This window comes from Dermabacter sp. HSID17554 (genome assembly GCF_003989295.1).
Classification (GTDB): domain Bacteria; phylum Actinomycetota; class Actinomycetes; order Actinomycetales; family Dermabacteraceae; genus Dermabacter; species Dermabacter vaginalis.
Genome location: NZ_RBLW01000001.1, coordinates 204331 through 227166, shown reverse-complemented (window position 1 = coordinate 227166; position 22836 = coordinate 204331). Strand labels below are relative to the sequence as shown.

Genomic DNA, 22836 nt, shown 5'->3' with positions numbered 1-22836 from the left:
TGAGAAAATGACCAGCGACAGGGGAGGTAAAGGCATGAACGGCGTCACCATCGCGATCGATGGCCCCGCAGGCTCGGGGAAGTCCACGGTGTCGAAAGAGGTGGCACGCGCTCTTGAAGGCGGCTATCTCGATACGGGTGCGATGTATCGCGCGGCGGCGTGGTCGTGCCTCAACGAAGGGGTTGACCTCGATGACCGCGAGGCCGTCACGCAGCACGTGGCGGAGTTCGACCTCGTGATGTCGACCGACCCCGACGAGCCCTACATTTTCGTTGAAGGCACGGAAATTTCTGAGCAGATCCGCAGCGAGGAAATCTCAACCTGCGTGAGCCGCGTCGCGACCAACACCGATGTGCGCGCGATTCTTCAGGAACGCCAGCGCGCAGTTTTCTTCCAGACGGCGAACGAGAAGGGGTTCTGCGTCGCTGAGGGCCGGGACATCACGACCGTCGTGGCGCCCGACGCCGACGTTCGCGTGCTCCTCACCGCAAGCGCCGAGGCGCGCCTGAAACGCCGCGCCGGCCAGTTGGGACTCGAGGACTCGGAAAGCGTGCGCGAACGCATGCGCGACCAAGTTCTTCGTCGCGATGCCGACGACTCGACAGTTTCCGAATTCACCGAAGCGGCCGAAGGCGTCGCCCTCATCGATACGACCAACCTCGGTATTGACGATGTGATCAACGCGGTTCTCGAGCTCGTTCCCGGCATCGAGCTCGTGGACGACGACCTTGAACTTGAGGAGCCGCACGACGCTCACGACCTCGAGTCGCTCGGTGATGAGGCCCGCACGGCATCGCTGCGAGCGGGCCTTGAGGAGTACGGCCTGGACGAGGACGATCAACACCTCCTTACCGAGGAGTACGAGCCATCCGCCACTGCCGAAGATGAGCGCATGCTTCCCGTGCTCGCCGTCATTGGTCGACCCAACGTTGGAAAATCCACCCTCGTGAACCGCATTCTCGGTCACCGCGAAGCGGTCGTCGAAGACACCCCGGGCGTGACCCGTGACCGCGTGTTTTACGAGGCTAATTGGGCGGGACGCGCCTTCATGCTCGTCGATACGGGCGGCTGGGAAGACAAGGTCGAGGGAATCGCCTACCGTGTGGCCGAACAGGCTGAACTCGCGATTGGGCTCGCTGACGCCGTCATGTTCGTCGTCGACGCGAACGTGGGCATCACCCACACCGACGAGCAGCTCGTCAAGGTGCTTCGCCGCTCTCAAAAGCCCGTGCTTCTCGTCGCGAATAAGGTCGATGATCAGCGAGGTGAACTCGAAGCTGCCGCGCTATGGAACCTTGGCCTCGGTGAGCCGCATCCGGTCTCCGCGCTGCACGGTCGCGGCTCGGGTGATGTGCTAGACCGAATCCTCGAAATTCTCCCCGAGGAAGGGCAAACGCGCGCGAAACCGAGTGGGCCTCGCCGCGTCGCACTTATCGGCCGCCCTAACGTAGGCAAAAGCTCCCTGCTCAATAAGCTCGCGCGGGAAAATCGCGTTGTCGTGGATTCGACAGCGGGCACAACCCGTGACCCCGTTGACGAAGTCATCGAACTCGACGGCCGTGAATGGACGTTCGTGGATACCGCTGGCATTCGCCGCCGCATCCGCCAGAGCGAAGGCGCCGACTTCTTCGCCTCGATCCGTACCCAGGCCGCGCTTGACCGCGCCGAAGTCGCCGTCGTTCTCCTTGAAGCCACCGAACCGATCTCGACCCAAGACCTCAAGATCATCGACATGGTGCTCGAGTCCGGCCGCGCCCTTGTGCTCGCATTCAACAAGTGGGACCTCCTCGATGAGGAACGCCGCGCACAGCTCGAATGGGAAATCGAGAAGGATCTCTCCCACGTGCGATGGGCGCCGCGTGTGAACATCTCCGCGCTCACGGGGCGCCACACCGACAAGCTTGTTCCAGCGCTCGACCTCGCCCTTGAGTCGTGGGATACGCGCATCCCCACAGCGCGTCTCAACGCCTTCCTTGGAACGCTCGTGGCGGCGCACCCGCACCCCCTGCGCGGCGGGAAGCAGCCTCGCATTCTCTTCGCCACACAGGCGCGCACGCGGCCACCGCGCTTCGTCATTTTCGCCTCGGGATTCCTCGAACACGGCTACCGTCGCTTCATCGAGCGTCGCCTTCGCGAGGACTTCTCCTTTGACGGCTCGCCCGTGGAGATCAGCGTGCGCGTGCGCGAAAAGAGAAAGAACCGCTAGAGGGGAGAGAACGTGCCCGCGCCCGACTTTGTGATTGCTCTGCGCGAAAAGATCGGCCACGACCACCTGTGGCTCTCAGGCGTCACGGTCTTCGTCTTCAATGAGGAGCGCACGCACTGTCTATTCGTGCAACGGGCCGACAATCAGCAGTGGACTCCCGTCACGGGCATCATCGATCCCGGGGAGGCACCCGCACGGGCGGGGGTGCGCGAAGTTCTCGAAGAAACGGGATGCACGTGCGAAATTGAGTTCCTCTCAAATGTGGGCACCGTCGGACCCGTCACCCACCCTAATGGCGACCGCGCGAGCTATCTCGATCTCGCGTTCGTGGCAACCCACGTGGGCGGCGATCCCCATCCCGCCGACGGCGAAAACCTGCAGGCCGCATGGTTCGCGATTGGCGAGCCTCCCGCGCTCAACAAGCGCTTTGCACAGGGTTTCCGCCACGCGCTCGCCCAGATGAAAAGCGGCGAGCACGTGACGAAATTCGAGCGTTAACGACCCTCTCAGCGCTCGCGTGCAGGGCGTTCAAACACGACCGCCATCGGCGTTTGCTGCGACCCCTGGCCAAGCGGATTATCAGCAAACTGCGCTTCGTAGTGCGCGCGCTCCTGGGTGGCAGAAAGACCAAGGACGTTACGCCCAATGTCGTTGGCATCCATGACAACCACGCCGTCGAAGGTCTCGGCAAAACGCGCGGGAACAACGTCGCGGATCACACCCACGAGATGCTCCGCGACCTGATCCGGATCCTTAGGCGGGAGCTTCGCCGACACATTCGACGGATACACCGAGTATTCGGTGGGGCCGTCGATCGCCCGCACATCGGCACCTGCGAGTTCGTAGAACACGCCTCGCTTGCCTCGCAGTTTGCCAAGTGCGCCGAGGGCGGCCGCATAGGTGATGCGCGCAAGCCCTGCCTCATTGATCGCGAGCTGCATCGTTACCGGGTCACCGAGACCGATGCCCGCGGGTGTACGGGTCACAAACTTTGACAGTTGCTTCGCGGCGAAGGAAGGTTTGATCTCCCACACAAACCACGAGCGGCCCTGCATGATCGCGATGATCTTTTCCGAGACCGTGAAATTCCATCGGCGTCCTTCGGTCGCATGACGATCATCGTCGGTGCCGCGTTCGTCGAGCTCCTGAAAGAAGCCCTTCACGTAGCCGGCAATCTCCTCGTCCATACGGGATTCCTTCGAGAACTTCTCCGTTTGGATGGGATAGCGGCGGGCGACGACGTCGCCATCGAGCGCAAGGTCGAGCTGCTTACCCGCGTTCGCCGTGAGCGGCGTGTGGGGATCCGGCGGGAGCGACTGGCCGTTATCGTCGGCAAGGAGCGCGGAGTCCTCCCACTCGTGTTGCTCTCGAAGATCATCCGCGTCAAAGAAGAGGCGCGCCCACAGCTCGGCGCACGCGAAGCGCCAGAGCTGACCGGCGCTCAGGCTCGGACGACCATTGATGTGCGCGTCGTAGGCCTTGAGAATCTCCGCTTGGTTGAACCAGCCGCGCGTGCCAAAGGATTGCGACGAAAACAGCGCAAAGTACGTGCCCTTGATGCGCTTGAACCACGCGGTTTCACGCTCACCGTCGATGAGAGTGGGCCCTTCACCATGCGATACATCAGCGGCTGCTTCGATCAGGGATGGGCGTGCTCCCGCACCGAAAGCAGTGTCATCGAGAGACGCGTAGAAACGAAGCAAAGCACGATCGGTGAACGGTGAGCACACCGCAACGCCCGAGCCGAAAGCCTTTGCGGCCTTCGCTCGTTGCTCTGCTTCGACGCTCCCCGCATAGTCGAGCGGGGCGAGCGGGCCCGCATATTCGGGAAGCGGCTCGGGTGCGCCCCTTTGACCCGCATGATCACGGTGCAGTGCAGAGCCGAGAAGGGATGCTGGAACGGCTTTTTCGCGCCGCCGGGCGGCAGCGAAGGCGCGAGAGAGAACCGACCGGTGGGCTTTTGCGGGAGCGCGAAGTGCGCGAGCACCGTAGGAATCGATCGCGAGAGAACGGCCCGCCTGCCGACATGCGTGTAGGTGAAGCCACATAAAGTACGAGGTGAGCGACGTGGGCGGTTCTTCGAACACGCGAAGCATACGCGGAAGATCGTTCTTCAAACCCTGAGGGGTCGCCCTCACTTCACCCTCGTGCCCCGAATCGAGCTCAGGACCGCCCGTAGAAGCGCTGAGAGAAAGCGAGTCAAGGGGTGCATGAGAGGCCCGTGCGGCGCCGTCCAGGGCAGCCGCGGCGACGGGATCCACGGTAGTGAGAAGAAGCGCACCGCTTTCGCCTACACGGCGAGCAACTGCATCGCCGAGGCGCGTGCGAAATTCCTCAACGCACGTGTGGTCGGCGCGTCGTGGGTTCGAGGGAACCGAGAAAAACTGGTCCTTTTCCTTCGTCAACACGGTGCGTTCCACTTCGCCCCGTGAAATACGCACAACCTCGCCCGGAAGCACACGGGAAATCCCCGCGAAAAATGTCTCGACACCGCGGCGGTCTTCGCCAAGAAGGTACTGGCGCACCACATCGAGGTGGGGCTCGCACGGAAGCTCGGCCTTGTCGATGATGGTGGCAATCGACGTCCCGAAAGCTACGCCCGTCGAGGTCTTGGCGTAGTACATAGGCCGCGATCCAAGGATATCCCTCGCGAGCACGAGCGAAGAGTCCGAGTCGCGAAAGGCCACCGCGAATTCGCCGTCAAGCGTGGCAAGCCCTGAAAGACCTTCAGACTCGATAATGCGCATGCAGGCGTCGGAACCCGAGGCGCCCGAAAGGGTTTCTTGCGAGCCGACCGGGAGAACATAGCCCTCGAGCGCACAACACTCGCTACCGGCACCCTCGGGCCACGCCTTAGTGTCTCCGTCAAAGGACACATGACCGAAAAATGTGGACATCGCATCAACCTCCATAGGCCTCATTCAGCCCTCGACTATAGGGCAGTCACATAAGGGTGAATATAAAGAAATGGGCGAGACACCCATGAGATGCCTCGCCCATTTATCCGCGTCGGGCTGACAGGATTTGAACCTGCGACCCCACGACCCCCAGTCGTGTGCGCTACCAAACTGCGCCACAGCCCGCGGTTTTCGACCCTGTCAACTATAGCGGAGGTGTATGCCGAAGCGCGAATTCAGGAGGGTGAGGCGCGCCACGCCCAAAATTGGTCAAGAGGAACTAAAGGGTTCGCAGCGATCGGCCAAAAAACGCGGGCTTGCCCAAAACAACGTGTCAAAATAGTTGCGGAAGCAATGAGCTCTCATGCCGTTTTGTGCAATGGGTGAGCGTGGAAAGAAGGTCTGTGTCATGAATGAACACATGTTTGACTCGAACCCCGAGCAGACCACGAAACTCTCTCCGATCGACGGCAGGGTCGAGTTCACGGAGGATGCCGAACACGGTCTATCCCCGCAGGATCGCCAAGCCGTCGAAGCTCTTCCGGCAGGTACGGCACTTTTGATCGTGCGGAAAGGCCCCAATATGGGGGCCCGTTTCCTCCTCGACTCTGAGAGTACGGTGGCAGGCCGTAACCCGAAATCGGAGATTTTCCTCGACGATGTCACGGTGTCCCGCAAGCACGCCACGTTCGTGCGCGGCGAAGGCGGCTTCCTCGTCCTCGACATGGGCTCTCTTAACGGCACCTACGTCAACCGCGAACTTACCGACGAGGCGCGCTTGAATAACGGCGACGAGATCCAGATCGGTAAGTACCGCTTCACCTTCTTCACCCTCTCGTGAGGGGCGGCACGCAAAAAATTCTCGCCACATTTCGGCGCGTTTAATCCCGGATGCGTATCCGGGTGGGTATTCTGTCGTCGAGACTTTCTCCCTTCCCCGACACGAAAGTCCATCTGGAGGCAACCGTGAGCAAGCGCGAAAGCACCTTTGGTGCACAGAGCACAGTCCCGGCGACCGAAGCCCAGGGCGTCCTTTTCGACGATCTCGTTGATACGCCCGGCGAACTCGGCTACCGCGGACCGGCGGCATGCAAAGCGGCAGGCATCACGTATCGTCAACTCGACTACTGGGCGCGCACCGGCCTCGTTGAGCCGAGCGTGCGTTCCGCAACCGGATCGGGCTCGCAGCGCCTTTACGGCTTCCGTGACATCCTCGTTCTCAAAGTGGTCAAGCGTCTCCTCGACACCGGAGTTTCGCTCCAGCAGATCCGCGTCGCCGTGGATGCCATGCGCGCACGCGGAGTGGAAGACCTCGCGCAAATCACCCTCATGAGCGATGGTGCCTCGGTGTATGAATGCACGAGCGCCGAGGATGTCTACGACCTCGTCTCCGGTGGCCAGGGCGTCTTTGGTATCGCGGTTGGTCGCGTGGCCCGCGAGGTCGAGACCGATCTCGCCATTCTTCCGAGCGTTGACCCGCAGCACGATGCAGCGGAGGCTCTTCGAGACGAACTCGCCGCACGCCGTGCGCGAAAGGCAAGCTGAGGCCTTTCCCCTCGGCGCTAAGTCGTACCTCAAGTTTCCTCGTTAACTCACGCCCCTTTTCGCACGTCACGTCGGGATCATCGACATGCGGGAGGGGCGTCAGTTTTTCATGACAGAGGGGAGTCGGCCGCGAGGTTGGGCGACTCCCATGCCACAGCCTGGGCTTAGGAATCCTGGCGTGAATCCATAATCGTCGCGAGTAAACGATCGAAGTCGTGAGTGAGCTGTTTTGCGCTCGCACCTTCGTACTCGTGAAGAGGGATCGCGCCGCCCTGAGCCTGCTGAAGGCCTACTCGTTCTTCAAGAACCGGCGTGAGCACGCGGTCGCCAAACAGTTCACGCAATTCATTGAGGCGGAACTGGTGCTCGACGCTGCGAGGGCGATACCTGTTCACAAGGATGCCAAGTGGACGCAGGCGTGGCGCGATACCGGTTTCGTGGAGCTCATCAGCGAGTTTGAGAGCGCGATCGGCGGCCGACACCGCGAAAAAGCCAGGTTCGGAAACCACGATCGAGCGATCAGAGGCCGCGAGAGCCATTTGCGTGAGACCGTTGAGAGAAGGCGGGCAATCGATCAAGACGATGTCGTAGTGGAAGGATCGTTTGTCGAGGGCTTCGCGCAGGCGCCGAACGCCACGGCGGGCGAGTGCGGGGGAGTCTAAACGCGAGGACCGGTGGCTTCCAGGGATGATGTCGAGGTGGCTCGAAGCGGAGGCTGTACTTTCCTCGCGCTGAGCCCACGGGGTTTGAACGATAGCTCGATCGACGGTCTCGGTGCGCGCAGACGCAATCACTTCAGCGATATCTGGTTCGCCGCCAGGGTGTCCAAGAAGACCGAGGGTCGTATCTCCCTGAGGGTCGAGATCCAGAACGAGGGCATTGACGCTCTGGTTGAGGGCGGCGGATGCGAGGCCGAGAGTGACGGAGGTTTTTCCTACGCCACCTTTGAGTGAATATACGCTGACGACAAACACGAAATTTAGCCTACCGAATCAGGGCCGCGGTCATCGCTTCGTCCGTCCGTGTTTTCCGGCTCATCAGAAATTTCCTTGAGGAAGTCCTCGACTTCGTCGGTGAGCTTTTCGGCGCCAGGCAGGGGAGTGTCGGTGCCGGGGGAGAGGTGCTGCACCATCCCGTCCATGCGCGAATAGTTTTCTTCAAACCCTTTGATGAGAGAGGAGAGCTGCTCATTTTCCGCTGCGCTGTGGTCGAGTGCCTCGCGCACCTCGGCGATTTTCTCTTCGAGTTCCTTTGTGGGCGTGAACGCCGGACCGCCCTCGATGTCAAGTGCCGTGAACAGTGCAGGGAGCGCGGGGTAGTACTCGATTTCATGTGCATAGGACGGCACATGGGCGGCGAGCCCAATGATGGGGTGACCTGCTTCAGCCATGCGAACGATCAGCAGAGCGGGGAAGGACGCCCGCATTTCGATGGTGCCCGGGAACGGGCTCGCGAGAACGAGGTCCTTGGGGTCGCCGGCGTAGCGGCTCACGGCCACGGGTCTTGTGTGCGGTGTTGCGCCGGGGAAACTCGTGGCAACAAGGGTGCGCGTCACGCCGAGCTGCTCAACGATAATGCGCACGGCGTGCGCAACACGTTCCCATTGAAAGTTCGGTTCGGGACCACTGAGCAGGAGGAAGGGCTTCTCACCCTCGGGCGTGACCTCACGAAGTGTCAGCGCAGGGGAGGAGTACCCGGTGAGATGATCCTGGTCAAGGGAGATGGGAGGGCGTACAGCGGTGTAATCGATGACCTGATCGGAATCGAACGTGCCCACGAGGCGGTTCGGATGATTCTCCGTGATGAACTCGTCGAGTTTCTCCTGGACACGCCCGGAGTCCACAAACGAGCCGAGAGTCACGACGAGCGTGGTCGCGTGGAGCGAACGCGAGTCGACATCGCGCTCATAGGTGAAGAGCGTGGTGGGATCGAGCACGAAAACCTCCTAATGTGCACGGCTGATGCTTCCTTGAACGCCAAGTCGTCGGAGAGTTATTCCTCGGCCGATTAGACTTGTGACGTGGCCGTTCACAAAATCGTTCTCTTCTATGTTTTCACTCCGCTCGCCGATCCGGAGGCAGTGAAACTCTGGCAGTTTGCCCTCGCCGAGTCGCTTGGCCTCAAAGGGCGAGTGATCATCTCGAAAGATGGCATCAACGCGACCGTCGGAGGTGAGATTGGCGCTGTCAAGCAGTACGTCAAGCGTACGAAGGCCTACGCGCCATTTCACGGAGCTGACATTAAATGGTCTGAGGGAACTGGTGCTGACTTCCCGAAGCTCTCCGTGAAGGTCCGAGAGGAACTCGTGACCTTCACCGTTCCCGAGGAAATTAAGGTGGGTGCCGAGGGCGTGATTGGCGGGGGAGAGCACCTAAGTCCAGAGGCTTTGCATGCGCTCGTGGATTCTCGCGGAGAAGAGGTTGTCTTTTTCGACGGGCGCAACCGCATGGAGGCGGAAATTGGGCGCTTCCGCGGGGCGATCGTGCCCGAAACGGAAACAACGAGAGACTTTGTGGGCGAGCTTGAATCGGGGATGTACGACGACCTCAAGAACCGCCCGATCGTGACGTACTGCACGGGCGGTATCCGCTGCGAAGTTCTCACGGTTCTCATGAAAAATCGCGGCTTTACGGATGTGTACCAGCTCGACGGCGGAATCGTTCGCTACGGCGAAAGATACGGCAATGACGGGCTGTGGGACGGTTCGCTCTACGTGTTCGACGGCCGTATGCACATGGAGTTCGGTGACGGCGCGGAATCTCTCGGGGCGTGCGTCTCGTGCGGCGAGAAAACGCCGGTGTACGTCAACTGTGAAAACCCCTCGTGCCGCACGCAATTTTTGCGGTGCGAAGCGTGCACGGACAAGGGGCTCGCCCCTCATTGCGGCGCGTGCGGGGCCTAGGGGCGCGATTTTCCTATCCGGTCGTGGTGCTGGCGTGCGGGGAGCGGGTCCGACGGTAGATCGGCAACCGTCGGACTGAAGTGGTTGGCGCCCCCAGCACTCACTTTACATAACGTACATTATCGGCGTAATACGTGTGGCGAGGCGGAACTGCGCCGATGCCTATAACCCCCACAACCTCTATGCAATTCGCGTGAGGGCTTCTTGGTAGCTCGGCTCAGCCTTCTTGAGTCGTGCGATCACGTAAGCCGTCACGGGAATGGCCGCGTACTGCACGATGACCTTGTAGAGGAAGCCAAAGGCCGTGTAGTTCAGCCACTGGCCGACTGTCGTAATCCCAAGCACCGGCGCGGCAATCGTGCAAAAAATGATCGTGTCGACGAGCTCGCCCATGCCGCTCGAGGTGAACAGGCGCGCGATCACGCCGGGTTCGCCGGTGCGGCGCTTCATGCGGCTCACAATGAATGAATTAAGCGTTTGACCTGCGAGAAAACCGCACAGCGAGGCGAGAACGATCTGCCATACCGGTCCGATGGCGAGCTCAAGCGCGTTTTGCTTAGCGATACCGTAATCGTCGTTGAATCCGGGAAGCCAAATAATGATCGCGTAGCAGAGCACCGCGAAAATGTTGAGCGCGAACGACGTGAGGATTGCGCGACGCGCCGCGCGCGGCCCGTAGAGCTCCGTGATGATGTCGCCAAGGATGTACGCGAGTGGGAACAGGAAGAAGGCGGCATCGGTGATCACGAACCCCACGGTGACGCCCTTCGCGGCGCCGATTCCTGAAATGACGACGACGACCGCCATGAGTGCGCTCAAAAGGTCGTAATGCGAATTTCCTCGCGTCGCGTACGCGGCCTTGCTGCTCGACTTGGTGTTTGGCGAGTCGGTGGTGTTTTCTCCCATGCGCCTACCTTAGAGCTGCTTCGCCCTCCTCATTGCTTCCAAGGCATTGCGGGAGCGTGTGTGCCACATCCTTCAACGAAGGCGTCAAGGATCGCTTCGAGAATGCGGGAGGTGTCTTCCTCGAGTCTCTCCCCCGTGGCGAGTTCAGCGACCATGCGGTTGAGATAGACCCCGAGAAGTGTTTCCGCAAGTGTTTCTGCCGGAACGGTGAGGGTGATCGGGTATCTCGCCGAAAGCTCTTCGAAGATCTGCGCGATCCCCGTGATAAGGTGGTCACGCTCGCGCCCGAGGTGTGTACGAGCGTCGATGTTTTGAAGGGAGAGTGACACGGCCTCGGTGTGCATGAGGTACCAGGCAAGGCCGAGCGGACGAAGTGACTCGAGGGACTCGAGAAGATCTGGTTCGCCGGCGCTTTCAGGGGCGCTGCTCCCCTGGTCTTCTGCATTCGGGAAGGGCTGCGTGGCCGCTAGCGCCCGCGTCGTGACCTCGGTGAAGGCCTCCCAAAAGACCTCGTCTTTCGAGGAAAAGTTTGAATAGAAAGCGCCGCGCGTGAAGCCCGCGGCCCGAGTGAGGTCATCGACAGTGGCCCCCTCAACGCCCTTTTGCGTGAAAACGTCGATGGAGGCGTCGACGAGCCTTCGGCGGGTGTTCTCCTTGGATCGCGCCGGCTGCGCGCTCTCCGAGGCTGTGACGTCCACGATATTGCTCCTGTTGGCCTTACGGGTCCTACTCGAGACATTTTAGTATCGACCTCGATACGAAAGTGTATTCAGTGTCTCGAGAGTAGCGAGGAGCATTCGTGTCATCGACCCTGTACCGCCTCGGCCTCAGCGCCGCACGCTCGCCCTGGAAAGTTCTCGGCACGTGGCTCGCGATCATCCTCCTCGCCGCCGCCGGCGCGCTCACCCTCGGGAAAGGCCTTGACGACGCCTTCAGCATCCCCGGAACCGAATCTCAAGAAGGCCTCGACTCCCTCGCGACGCGCTTCCCGCAGCTCGGTGGCACGGGTGGCCAGATGATTTTCGTCAGTGAAGACGGCTCCCCCATCACCGCCCACGAGGACCAGATCATCAACGCGATGGACCGCGCCCGCGAGGTCGAGGGCGTCGAAACCGCAACAAATCCGTTCGACAAGGACATGCCGGGCGAAAAAAGCGAGGACGGCACGGCCATCATCGCGAACATCCAGCTCGACCCCGAGCTCGACGTCGTCCCCAAAGAAACCTTGAACGGGCTCACGGACATCGTTGACGACACAACTCACACGAGCAATGGCCTCCACGCCTACATCGGTGGTCAGGTCACGATGACCCCCGAAATGGGGATGAGCATCATGGAGGTCCTCGGCGTGATCGCCGCCCTCATCGTGCTCAGCATCGTCTTCCGCGCAGTGCGCTCCGCCTTCATTCCCATCGTCACTGCGATCACGGGCATCATCGTCTCGATGATCGTCATGTTCATGGGCACGAGCATCTTCACGATCTCCTCGGCAACCCCAACTCTCGCCCTCATGCTGGGCCTCGCCGTGGGCATCGACTACTCGCTCTTCATCGTCTCGCGGCACCTCGACCAGCTTCGAAGCGGTCTCGACCCGTATGAATCCATCGCGCGCGCAACCGCCACGAGCGGTAGCGCCGTCATCTTCGCGGGCCTCACGGTCATGATCGCCCTCGTGGGGCTGTTCATCACCGGCATCCCCTTCATCACCGTCATGGGTGTTGTGTCCGCAGTGGCGGTCGCGTGCAACGTGCTCGCCGCGCTCACGCTCCTGCCCGCAATCCTTGGACTCTTCGGCGAGAAAATCCGCCCCAAACGCCAGCGTCAACTCACCGCCCAGCAAGCGTCGGACCCCTCCACCCGCGCTGCCCGCACTCCCCTGCTTGAACGCTGGGTGCGCGCCGCCATTCGCTTCCCCCTCGTGACGATCATCGTGGTCACGGTGGGGCTCGGCGCGGTGGCCATTCCGTTCAAAGACCTCGAACTTGCGCTTCCCGACCAGGGCACGGAAGATCCGGGCTCCTACGGTCGCGAAGCCTACGACATCGTGGCCGAGAAATTCGGCGCGGGCCACAACGCGACGATCATGCTGACCGCCGACATTATCAACACGAAGGATCCGCTCGGCGTCATGGATGAACTCGAGCGGGACGTTCTCGCGATCGACGGCGTGGACAGCGTGCAGATTGCGACCCCCAACATGGGCGCCGACATGGGCGTCGTTGTGCTTCGACCTACCGAAGGCCCCACCTCAGAGCTCACCAAGAACGTCGTGGACACCCTCCGCACCGATGCGCCTCAGTGGGAAAAGGACCTCGGCATCTCCGATATCAAGGTTACGGGTGCCACCGCCGTGGCGATCGACATCGCCGATCGCCTCGACAAGGCCCTCCTCCCCTTCACAATTTTCGTCGTGGGGCTCTCCCTCGTGCTTCTCGCGATGGTGTTCCGAAGTATCTGGGTTCCCCTGAAGGCAGCCGTCGGCTTCCTTCTCTCCGCGGGGGCTGCTTTCGGCGTGACCTCCATGGTGTTCACCTACGGGTGGGGCGCGGACCTCCTCCAAGCGAAAGCCACGGGGCCAGTGATTGCATTTTTGCCGATCATGACACTCGGCGTACTCTTCGGCCTCGCCATGGATTACGAGGTCTTCCTCGTGACGCGCATGCGCGAGGAGTACATGCATACCCGCGATGCCCGCCAGGCCATCATTAAAGGGTTCACGGCATCGGCGCCCGTGGTGATCGCGGCCGCGGCGATCATGATCTTCATCTTCGCGGGCTTCGTTCCCGGATCGATGTACATGATTCAGCCGATCGCTCTTTCCCTCGCCGTCGGCGTTTTCGTGGATGCTTTCGTTGTGCGCATGACGCTCGTGCCCGCCGTTCTCGCCCTCCTCGGCGATCGCGCGTGGCGACTCCCTGCTGTGCTCGACCGCCTCCTCCCCCACCTCGACGTTGAAGGCGAAGGGCTAGGAATTGCCCTGGAGCACCGCGAATGGACGGCGGCGAACGGCGCCAGCGCGCTGCGGCTTCGCGACGTCGAAATCCCGCGCGTGAGCGGCCGCGGAACGCTCGGTCCACTCTCCGGGGCTCTGACCCCCGGGTCCATCACGCTTCTCGCAAGTGAAGACGCGGACGCGCGCGCAAGCGTCCTCGCACTCTTCTCCGCGCGCCTCGAGCCCTCAACCGGCACACTCTTCGTACACGATCGTCAGGTTCCCGGCGAAACGGGAGCGGCGCAAGCACACGTTGAGCTTTACCCCGAAGGCCGCGGTGGCACATGCGGCCAGGCGCTCGTGCGAGAACGCGACACGCGGATTGTTGTCATCGAATCCCTTTCCGACCTTCTCGAAGCAGGCGACGCGGCGCTTGACCGACTCGAACTGCTTGCCTCACACGGAACAACAATCGTCATCGGCGTGGACGCCCTGACTGAGGGCTTTGCCGAACGTCTGCGGGACCCCGCACGCGTCGAGGTCCTCCCCCTCGCACACCTCGTCACCGACCACACCGATCCCCTGCCACTACACACGGATGCGGAGGCATACGCATGAAAACCCTCGCTCGCTTCCCGAAAGCCCTTCTCGTCGTTGTGCTCTTGCCGCTCCTCGTGGCGGGGGTCGGCATATGGGCGCTCAAAGACCGCGCGTCGGGCTTCGAAAATGTGCCCGCAGCCGTGGTCAACCTCGATGAGGGAACGGAAATGGAGGTGGACGGGCACACGCAAACCGTCCCCTTCGGAAGGCTTCTCGCGGGGGCGCTCACGCAGCCGGGCACCATGGAGGGAGATGGTTCCGACGGCAGCTCGGTAAACCTCGACTCCACGGGCTTTGATTGGCAACTCACGACGCAGAAAGACGCCGAAGCCGGACTCGAGGACGGCACCTATTCCGCGGTCGTCGTGATCCCCAAGGACTTCAGCAACAACCTGGGAACCATGGGTAGGACCGATGCTCGCCAGGCCACCGTGATCGTCAACACGAATGACTCCTCGGGCATGCTCGACTCGATGGTGGGCCAGGCCATTACCCAGGTCGTTGCGAGCGAGTTCAACGGAACGATGGCAAAGCAGTACCTCGAGGGAATGTACGTGGGCTTCAACAGCCTCAAAGACGGCTTCACCAAGTCCGCCGATGGCGCAGGTGAACTGTCCGACGGTGCCCACGAACTCGCCGACGGCGCGAAAGGCCTCGACGACGGCGCTGGCAAGCTCGCCACAGGAATTGACGAACTGAATGGCGGCGTGGTCTCGCTCGATGACGGTGCGGGGAAACTCGCCGATGGCGTGCGCGGTCTTGATCAGGGAACGAAGAAACTCTCCGACGGTGCACACAAACTCGCGGACGGCACGGGCGCGCTTGCCTCCGGAACGGACGGGCTCGCCGGTGGCGCGCACGACCTCTCGACAGGCCTCGGTGCGCTTTCCGATGGCGCACATAAGGTTTCCGGAGGTGTTGCCGAACTCTCCGAGGGAATCAACGGTACCGACGCGAAGCCCGGACTTAGGCAAGGTTCCGAGAAACTCGCGTCGGCGGTCAACGGTGACGGCAGCCCGGAAAATCCCGGCCTCGCCGAGGGCGCGCAACAGCTGGCAGACGGCCTCGAGCAGTACGCTTCTGGTCTTCCCCGAGCCCAGGCGGGGCTCACCCAGGGGCTTCAGCACGGCATCGATCAAGCATTCGACACGGGCCGAGACGGCAAGCCGGGATTCGCGGAATCGATGAGCACACTCGCCGCGAGCTGCACGGAACTCGAACAGGCCTTTAGCGCTGATCCTCGCCTTAGCGGGGACCCGCGTGTCTTGGGTCTCGACGACATGTGCGGCGGGCTCACCCAGATGAGCGAGGAAGGCGTGAACGGCGTGCGATCGGCACTTTCCGAGCAGGTTGTTCCCCAGGCCGTCGACACCGTCTTCGAGGGGGACGGGTCGCGTGAGAACCCGGGCCTTACGCCGAGCGCGCGAAAGCTTGCCGACGGCGCATCGGCCTCCGCCGACGCCGCTCCGCAGCTCGTGGACGGCATCAATCAGCTGAACGGTGGGATCGCGAAGCTTGGAGATGGTGCGGCGCAGCTGGCCCCGGGAGCAGCGCAAGTCGCTGATGGCATCGATGCCTCTCGCGACGGGGCAACGCAGCTTGCCGATGGCGCCGGAAAGCTTTCGAGCGGCGCAGCCCAGGTCGACGAGGGTGCCAAGGGACTCGCGGGAGGGACGAGCGAGCTCGCCTCGGGCACGGGGCAGCTTGCCGAGGGTGCCGATGGGCTTGCGAACGGCACATCCAAGCTTGCCTCGGGCACCGCGCCTCTCGCGGAGGGCGCCCATGGCCTCGCCGACGGCACTACTCAGCTTTCGGACGGCACTCGCGGCCTCGCGGACGGCAGTGGCGAACTCGCGAACGGCCTTCGGGACGGCGCCGAGGAAGTCCCGAGCTATTCCGAAACTGAACGCAAGCACCTCTCCGAGGTGAGCACGAAAGCCGTGACGCTTTCGACGACGCGTGAAAACGAAGCCGATGGCGGCGCCGTCGCGACGTTCCCCTTCGTCGCGGCACTCGGCCTGTGGCTTGGCGCCTTCGGGATTTTCCTCGTGTGGCCGGCGCTTCGCGAGAGGTTCCTCGATTCGGCCCTTCCCATGTGGCGGGTGGCCTTGCGATCGCTTCTGTGGCCGCTCGTCCTCGCCGCTTGCCAGGCGCTCTTGGTGATCGGCTTGCTCGTGGCTTTCGGCGTGCCCGTGGCGTCGCTTGCCTCGGTGGCCGCCATTACGGTAGCCGCGGCCCTGTGCTTCGCGATCGTGCATCAAATGCTTCTGACCGTGTGTGGTGTGCGAGTGGGGCGAGTGGTGTCAATCATCGTCCTCGTGCTCCAAGTCGTTTCCCTCGTGGGGATCCTCCCGCTCGAGAGTGCCCCCTCGCTCTTGCAGTCCCTCACTGCATTCATGCCGCTCACCGTTGCATCCCAGGGTCTCGTGAGTGCTGCCCTCGGCGGTGCGATCGTCTCGACTGGAACGACTCTCGCGGAACTCGCCCTCTTCGCCGCCGTGAGTTTTGCCCTCACGCTCGTGTTCTCGCGCGGGGCACGCCGAGTGAAGCCTTCCTCGGCCCCACGACAGGCGCCGAGCGTAGGGGTTGCACGGGCCGCGGGCTAGCAAAAGTTCCTCGAGGTCGTGGTCGCCTCGAGCGACTGCGGCTCGACGGCATCGGCGAGGAAACTGACAACGCCGTCCACGTTGCGCTCGACGAGGCCGCGCACGCGAACCGCGGGCGCGGTACGAAGAAGTGCCCTGTTGGCACTCCAGAAACCGTGCGAGCATACGACGTTGAGGATGCCCGTTTCATCCTCGAGACCAAGGAACGTGATGCCCGTGGCGGTCGCGGGTCGCTGGCGATGGGTGATGATGCCGGCCGTCCACACACGCGTGCCATGCGCGACTTTCTTGGCGTCCTCGATGCGAAGCACACCCCCCTCGCGCGCACTTTCGCGGGCAAGCGTGAACGGGTGGCGCGCGGGGGAAACTCCCGTGGCCCACGTATCGGCGGCCACGAGCTCGGCGTCGCTCATCCCAGGCAGCGTCGGGGCCTTCTGCGCGAATGCGAGTCCGGGGATCATCCCGGGCTTCACGGCTCCCGCCGTGCCCGCGCTCCAGAGGGCGGCGCGCCTCGAAGACGCGAGTGCGTCGAGCGCCCCCGCCGTGGCGAGTGCCTCGAGTTGACGTGTGTTGAGGCCCGTGCGGTGCGCGAGATCCGCGATTGAGCGGAAGGGTGCGCGTGCGCGCCCCTCACAAATCTGCTTTGCGAGCGTGCGGGAGATCCCTCGCACCGATTCGAGCCCGAGCCGGATCACGGGGCCACTCGTCGCCTCACTCCCCCGTACCTGTGGTGGGTGGGCACCGTCGTGCGCCTTCGCGCGCGCAGCGAAGGTATAAGCCGCATGCTCGGCATCGAGCTCCAGGTTCGCCCACGCGTCGCTGCGGGTGATGTCCACGCCCCTCACCTCGACGCCGTGTCGGCGAGCGTCGGCAACGAGGGACTGCGGCGAATAAAAGCCCATCGGTTGGCTCCGAAGGAGCGCGGCCGTGAATGCCGCGGGAAAGTGACATTTGAGAAACGCGCTCGCGTACACGAGATAGGCGAAAGAGTACGCGTGTGACTCGGGAAAGCCGTAGCTCGCGAACGCGAGGATCTTGCGGTACACGAGTTCGCACTGTTCAGGCGTGAGGCCGTTTGCGGCCATGCCCTCAAACATCGATTCGCGCATCGCGGCCATTTTCCGTGTCGAGCGTTTCGATCCCATCGCGCGGCGCAACTGATCAGCTTGCGACGGCGTGAAGCTCGCGAGGTCGACCATCATCTGCATGAGCTGTTCTTGGAAGAGCGGCACCCCGAGAGTGCGGCCGAGGGATTTCTCGAGAAGCGGGTGGAGGTAGGTGACATCTTCTGCTCCGGAGCGCCTGCGCAGATACGGGTGCACGCTCCCACCCTGAATCGGGCCTGGGCGGATGAGCGCGACCTCGACAACGAGATCGTAAAATTCGCGCGGCTTGAGGCGTGGAAGAGTCGCGATCTGCGCACGAGATTCGACCTGGAACACGCCCACCGCGTCTCCGCTGCACAGCATGTCGTAGAGCGCGAGGTCCTCTTGCGGGATGCTCGCGAGGGTGAACGCTTCACCGTGAACGCGCGCGACGATCTCGAAGGCGTGATCGAGAGCCGTGAGCATACCGAGGCCGAGGAGATCGAACTTCACGAGCCCCGCATCGGCGCAGTCGTCTTTGTCCCACTGCACGACGGTTCGGCCCTCCATGCGTGCGTGTTCGACCGGGACGACATCGATCACGGGACGATCGCACAGCACCATTCCACCCGAGTGAATGCCGAGGTGGCGCGGGGCATCGCGAAGCTGGGTCGCGAGGTCTTTCACATCGCGTGGAATGTTCGCATCGCTCAGCGAAGAGAAGGAACGTTCGATTGTTTTCGCGTACGCATCCTGCTGCCCCACGCTATAGCCGAGCGCGCGCGCCGCGTCGCGTACCGCGAGCCTCGCCTTGTAGGAGATGACGTTCGCGACCTGCGCGGCGTTCTCGCGCCCGTACCGCTCGAAAACATACTGAAGGACTTCCTCTCGCCTATCGGCGGCAATGTCGACGTCGATGTCCGGAGGGCCGTCCCGCTCGGGTGCAAGGAAACGTTCGAAGAGAAGTCCGTGAAAAACGGGATCGACCGACGTGATGCCGAGGCAGTAGCACACGGCGGAGTTGGCGGCGGATCCCCTCCCCTGACACAGGATGCCGTGGGTGCGGCAAAATTCGACGATGTCGTAGACGATGAGGAAGTAGCCGGGAAAGCCCAGATCAGTGATGACACGAAGCTCGTGGTCGATCTGCTCCCACGCCCCCTCAACGCGAGGATTTTCTCGCGGGCCGTAGCGATCCTCGCCGAGGCGCTCGGTGAGGGATCGAAGCCAGCTTTCCTCACCGTGCCCCTCGGGGGTGGGGGCTGGTGGAAGGTTGGGGGCGGCGAGTGAAAGGTCGAAGGCAAGCGTTGACGCAAGGCTCGCGGCGGTGGTGATCGCGCGCGGATAGCGCGGGACGAGCTGGGTGAGCTCCGCCCCGCTCCTGAGATGGGCAAGCCGCGAGGGGAGGTAGGGGTCGGCGTCGGCGAGGCTTCGCCGTGCGCGAAGCGCGGCGTGGGTATCCGCAAGGTGCTTATTCTCCGGGCGTGCGTAGTGCGCGTTGGTGGTGAGAGCAACGGGCAGTTCGGCTTCACTTAGGCCGTACTCTTCGCGCACGATGCGCGCGCCTTGGACGAGGGCATCGTGGAGTTCTGATTCGAGAGCCTCACCCGTGAGCGGAAGCTCGACGATCACGCGCGGCGGCCGAGGCATGTGAGAAGGCACGGCATCCCCCGCGTGGAGCATTCCGGTTGCCTGGAGCGCAGCCTCGATTCCTCGCGCGGCAGCACATGCCGAAGCCTCCATATCCCCTTGCGGAAGAACCGCTAGAGCCTCTTGCACAAAAGGTGATTTTCGGCAGCCCGTGAGCGCGACGACATCCCCGCTCGCGAGGGCCTCCCGCACAGCTTCGAAACGATAAAGCGGCTCGCCCTTGCCGGGACCGGCGAGATGTGCGCGCGCCATAAGGGAAGAAAGCCGCCTATACCCCGCGATTCCGCGAGCGAGAAGCACGAGGTGTTCACCCTCGGGGTCGGCGCTTCCCGTGCGAGGGGTGCTCGCCGCGGCGGGACGAGCCGGTGCGGCGTGTACAAAATCCCCCGTGAACGCAGCCATGAACCCCGCGGGAAGCGTGAGCTCCGCGCCGTAAACGGTAGGAAGGGCGACTTCGGACGCCGCCTTCATGAAGCGAATCGCCCCGTAAAACCCATCGTGATCGATGAGGGCCAGACCGCGAAGCCCAAGCCGAGCCGCTTCCTCAACCATGTCCTCGGGACTCGAAGCTCCGTCGAGAAAACTGAAGTGTGAGTGTGCGTGGAGCTCGGCGAAGGGGATCTCGTGCCTACTTCCCGCCTGGCGAGGGTGTGTTTGCTCTTCGCCCTCGCCGCTATGCTCAGGCTTCTCGCCTGCCCCGGTACGGATGACGCGCACCGTGGGCCGTACGGGTGTGGGCCGATCACTGAGAACCGCCTCGAGATCGCGCCACGAGGGCGGCCCTAGAAACCATTTACTCATGCCCGCCTCTTTTCTCGCGATCCCGCTTCCCCGCGCTGTACCTAGTCATAGATCGCCTCTACTTCCCACGTGCGCTCCCGCGAGAGCAGCGCGAGCGCTTCACCGCTTTCGAGCACGACCTGAAGCCGCGCTCCTCTTCGGCGCCCCTCTCCTTCGCTCCACCACCGCTGATCGATGAGCACGGGGGCGCCATAGTGAGCGATGGGCAGAAGCCTGTCGTATCCGAAATGCCGCAGCGCCGCGGGGAGAGGAACATGGCTTTCCTCTTCGCCCAGATCAACGCCACGCTCCGCGCCCGCTTGCGACTCCCCGGGGGGCGTCCCCTCGCACGTGAAGGCGCCGTCATTCACCGCGTCCTCTACGTGGCTGCTGCTCGTTGGGGGTATGAGAACGAGGTGTGCGGGCCTCTCCGTGAGAAGACCGCGTGTACTTACGTACACCGCTCGCCCCTCGCACACGAGTCGCGCCGCGATCTGCCGGGTGAAAACCGTGGCGGGCATTGGCCGTGGAAGAGCTCCAACCCAGGGCCCTTCGCGGCGCTCGCGCACGGGCGCTGCGCGAAAGGGGCGCACCGCAATCGCCTCGTGCAAGAGGCGCCCCTCTTTTGTAGTGGGGACAAGTACGGAGCGTTCCCCCGCGATCGATTGCACGCGCGTGAGAGCGCGTGCGGCGCGCTTTTCGGCTGTGCTCGCACGCCCCCACAGCCCCGGCGCATACTCCCCCGCGCTCTCGGTGTGCACAGGGATGAGCTGAATGTGCACGATGGATCCCGCACAAGGAGCTCCATGACGGGGCCCGCCGGGGCGGGAAGCCTCGCGTTCGGCCGCAAGTATCCAACCATCGCACTGCCAACGCACGCGGTCCACGACATCGCGAACGCTTAGGGCGCCCTCGTGGCGCCACGTGCGTTCAATCTCGCTTCCGTTTTCGCCGCGTGCGACGATGCGCAAGCCCATGCATGCAAGGCCGCGCTGACGCAGCTCTTCTTCGAGCTCTTCGGCGAGGGGACGCGCGATGAACGCTGCTTGATCGATGCGTTCGAGTGGCGGCTCGAGGTGCCGTTCCACGAGGATCGGTTGAGCTGGCCGCTCACGCTTCCCCTCGCCGATCTCGGCTCCACACGCGAGAGTATGCAGAAGAACACCGAGGGCTCCAAACCGTGCACTCACCGAGGCACGAGGAAGATCGGCGAACGCACCGAGAGAGCTGATACCGAGGCGGCGAAGCACGTCGATGAGCTCACTCACGCGCGCGACCCCCTCGCCTCCCCCCGGTACCCGAAACCGTTGACCAGCGCCCACGGGGGCATGTGCAAGTGAGTCGATGGGGAAAGGCGCGAGGAAGCGCGCCGACTCTCCCGGAAGCACAATGCGCCCCGAGCGGGAGGCGAGAATCGCCCCGAGTGGACCATCGGCAATCCCCACGGAGCACTCCCAACCCGTGTCATCGGCGACGGCATCGATCAGGGCGCGCACGAGCGGCTCCTCTCCCCCCGCGTGTCGTGCAGGCCCTCGCGTGTGAAGCAAGAGCGTTCCTGGTGAGAGAGGTTCGATCCCGGATGCGACCGTGTCGACGGCTGAGCATACGCTTTCAAACACGCGCCACTCGGCATCGAGGTCACGCTCCACAATCGCAATACGCGGGCATAGCGCCTCGGCGGCACGCTTCTTCATGCCAAGCGCCACCCCGCTTTGCCTGGCCGCGGTGCTTGCGGCCACGATTCGATGGTGCTCCATGACAGCGATCTCGCTCGGTGCTTCTTTGTTTGCGCGCTCATACCCTTCAACCGCGGTAAGCACGGGCCAATTTTCGATGAATACGCACGTCGTACGCGTGCCCGGAGGTTTCACTGCGCCCCCGATCGCACGAGCGTGAGCCTTGCGCGCGCCCCGGTTTGTGCTTCACTCACGTGTGGGGTGGAAGGCCCTGTGCACGGTGCGCTCGAGAGTGCCCCAGCGGGCGTCGGAACCCGAACGCCCACACTTGAGCCAGCCCCCGCAACACCCCGGCCGCACGCCGATACGCGAGCGCTTCGAAACCTGAGCCTCCCCGAGCCCCGCGCAAGCCCCATCCAGCACGGAGCGGAGGAGCGCACGGTGAGATCGCAGCGTGCTTTGCCCACGCGAATGAGGAGTGTTCCCTGCGTACGGGCGCGGTTTTCTGCCGCTCGCCACTCGGCAGGTGTGAGGTCAAGATCGGCGCCGAGAACGATCACGTCGATTCCGTCGATGAGCGCGGAGAGTACGGGCGACAATTGCACCCCGGGGGCAGGTACGAGGGCCGTGCGCTGCGGGTCCACGCCGATATCCACACACGCGGCGAGTCCCACGTGTGGCATGCCCACGAGGACACACCAGGACTCCTCCCCCATGGCCGCTGCCGCAAACGCGAGTGCGAGAGAGGTTCCGCACGGTCCCGTGACTTCAATACTGCTGCCCGCGCGCACCTTGCCTTGAGGCATGAGTGATGCAAGGGCCTCGGGGATCGCGAACTGGCGCCCTTCGCACGAGGACCACTCCTCATGCCGTGGGCTGCGCTCACGCCTGGTTTTCGCCTCCGCTTTTCCGAGGATGGAGTGCGCGAGCGCGAGGCGTTGCGGATCCGCCGCAACGCGCGGTGTCACCGAAGCCTGTGCGGACATCGCCCTTCCTTCCCACACCACGAACTAGAACACGTGTTCGAATAGTAGGAGCGAAAGGGGGAGAA

Annotated in this window: 15 protein-coding genes and 1 tRNA gene; 7 read left to right on the top strand and 9 right to left on the bottom strand. The window is 63.1% G+C overall.

Annotated features, from left to right (window positions below):
* Nucleotides 1-7: 7 nt before the first annotated feature.
* Entirely contained in the window at nucleotides 8-2206 is a 2199-nt protein-coding gene (gene der / locus D8M36_RS01085; RefSeq protein WP_238638333.1) for a bifunctional cytidylate kinase/GTPase Der, read from the top strand.
* A 12-nt stretch (nucleotides 2207-2218) separates the two neighbouring features.
* Complete coding sequence (locus tag D8M36_RS01080; RefSeq protein WP_126846040.1) at nucleotides 2219-2704, top strand: NUDIX hydrolase; 486 nt, start codon at nucleotides 2219-2221, stop codon at nucleotides 2702-2704.
* Between the two features lie 8 nt (nucleotides 2705-2712).
* Here D8M36_RS01080 and D8M36_RS01075 read toward each other — a convergent pair whose 3' ends face one another.
* Together D8M36_RS01075 and D8M36_RS01070 are read right to left on the bottom strand one after the other, a co-directional pair.
* Nucleotides 2713-5103 (bottom strand): hypothetical protein, encoded by a 2391-nt coding sequence (locus D8M36_RS01075; protein WP_161970175.1) that lies wholly within the window; start codon nucleotides 5101-5103, stop codon nucleotides 2713-2715.
* 112 nt (nucleotides 5104-5215) lie between these two features.
* Nucleotides 5216-5289: transfer RNA gene (locus tag D8M36_RS01070), tRNA-Pro, on the bottom strand.
* Between the two features lie 223 nt (nucleotides 5290-5512).
* Between D8M36_RS01070 and D8M36_RS01065 the strand changes: the two genes are divergently transcribed.
* Together D8M36_RS01065 and D8M36_RS01060 are read left to right on the top strand one after the other, a co-directional pair.
* A complete protein-coding gene (locus tag D8M36_RS01065; protein WP_126846036.1) occupies nucleotides 5513-5944 on the top strand; it encodes an FHA domain-containing protein in 432 nt (143 codons plus the stop codon).
* 125 nt (nucleotides 5945-6069) lie between these two features.
* Nucleotides 6070-6648, top strand: a complete 579-nt coding sequence (locus D8M36_RS01060; protein WP_065248744.1) for a MerR family transcriptional regulator — start codon at nucleotides 6070-6072, stop codon at nucleotides 6646-6648.
* 164 nt (nucleotides 6649-6812) lie between these two features.
* Here D8M36_RS01060 and D8M36_RS01055 read toward each other — a convergent pair whose 3' ends face one another.
* Together D8M36_RS01055 and D8M36_RS01050 are read right to left on the bottom strand one after the other, a co-directional pair.
* On the bottom strand, nucleotides 6813-7622 hold the full coding sequence (locus tag D8M36_RS01055) for a ParA family protein (protein WP_126846034.1): 810 nt from the start codon (nucleotides 7620-7622) through the stop codon (nucleotides 6813-6815).
* 5 nt (nucleotides 7623-7627) lie between these two features.
* Nucleotides 7628-8584, bottom strand: coding sequence for a PAC2 family protein (locus D8M36_RS01050; RefSeq protein WP_126846032.1), 957 nt, complete (start codon nucleotides 8582-8584; stop codon nucleotides 7628-7630).
* A gap of 84 nt (nucleotides 8585-8668) precedes the next feature.
* On the opposite strand from D8M36_RS01050, the gene trhO reads away from it, so the two are divergent.
* Nucleotides 8669-9550 (top strand): oxygen-dependent tRNA uridine(34) hydroxylase TrhO, encoded by an 882-nt coding sequence (gene trhO / locus D8M36_RS01045; protein WP_126846030.1) that lies wholly within the window; start codon nucleotides 8669-8671, stop codon nucleotides 9548-9550.
* Nucleotides 9551-9730: 180 nt separating this feature from the next.
* On the opposite strand, the gene D8M36_RS01040 is transcribed toward trhO, so the two are convergent.
* Both D8M36_RS01040 and D8M36_RS01035 read right to left on the bottom strand, forming a co-directional pair.
* Nucleotides 9731-10456 carry a queuosine precursor transporter gene (locus tag D8M36_RS01040; protein ID WP_074296716.1) on the bottom strand — a complete coding sequence of 242 codons (726 nt, stop codon included), beginning with the start codon at nucleotides 10454-10456 and terminating at the stop codon, nucleotides 9731-9733.
* 29 nt (nucleotides 10457-10485) lie between these two features.
* Nucleotides 10486-11154, bottom strand: coding sequence for a TetR/AcrR family transcriptional regulator (locus D8M36_RS01035; protein WP_202974857.1), 669 nt, complete (start codon nucleotides 11152-11154; stop codon nucleotides 10486-10488).
* A gap of 101 nt (nucleotides 11155-11255) precedes the next feature.
* Here D8M36_RS01035 and D8M36_RS01030 point away from each other — a divergent pair, with 101 nt between their 5' ends.
* Together D8M36_RS01030 and D8M36_RS01025 are read left to right on the top strand one after the other, a co-directional pair.
* Nucleotides 11256-14006: an MMPL family transporter gene (locus D8M36_RS01030; protein WP_126846026.1), complete on the top strand. Its 2751-nt coding sequence runs from the start codon at nucleotides 11256-11258 to the stop codon at nucleotides 14004-14006.
* On the top strand, nucleotides 14003-16594 hold the full coding sequence (locus tag D8M36_RS01025) for a YhgE/Pip domain-containing protein (protein ID WP_126846024.1): 2592 nt from the start codon (nucleotides 14003-14005) through the stop codon (nucleotides 16592-16594). Before D8M36_RS01030 ends, D8M36_RS01025 begins: the two co-directional genes overlap by 4 nt.
* On the opposite strand, the gene D8M36_RS01020 is transcribed toward D8M36_RS01025, so the two are convergent.
* From D8M36_RS01020 to D8M36_RS01010, 3 genes are read right to left on the bottom strand one after another with little or no spacing between them, the layout of a single operon-like run.
* Nucleotides 16591-20130, bottom strand: a complete 3540-nt coding sequence (locus tag D8M36_RS01020; protein ID WP_126846022.1) for an error-prone DNA polymerase — start codon at nucleotides 20128-20130, stop codon at nucleotides 16591-16593. The genes D8M36_RS01025 and D8M36_RS01020 overlap by 4 nt on opposite strands.
* 41 nt (nucleotides 20131-20171) lie before the next feature.
* Complete coding sequence (locus D8M36_RS01015) at nucleotides 20172-21929, bottom strand: DNA polymerase Y family protein (protein ID WP_126846020.1); 1758 nt, start codon at nucleotides 21927-21929, stop codon at nucleotides 20172-20174.
* 47 nt (nucleotides 21930-21976) lie between these two features.
* Nucleotides 21977-22771 carry a hypothetical protein gene (locus tag D8M36_RS01010; protein WP_126846018.1) on the bottom strand — a complete coding sequence of 265 codons (795 nt, stop codon included), beginning with the start codon at nucleotides 22769-22771 and terminating at the stop codon, nucleotides 21977-21979.
* Nucleotides 22772-22836: the final 65 nt, after the last annotated feature.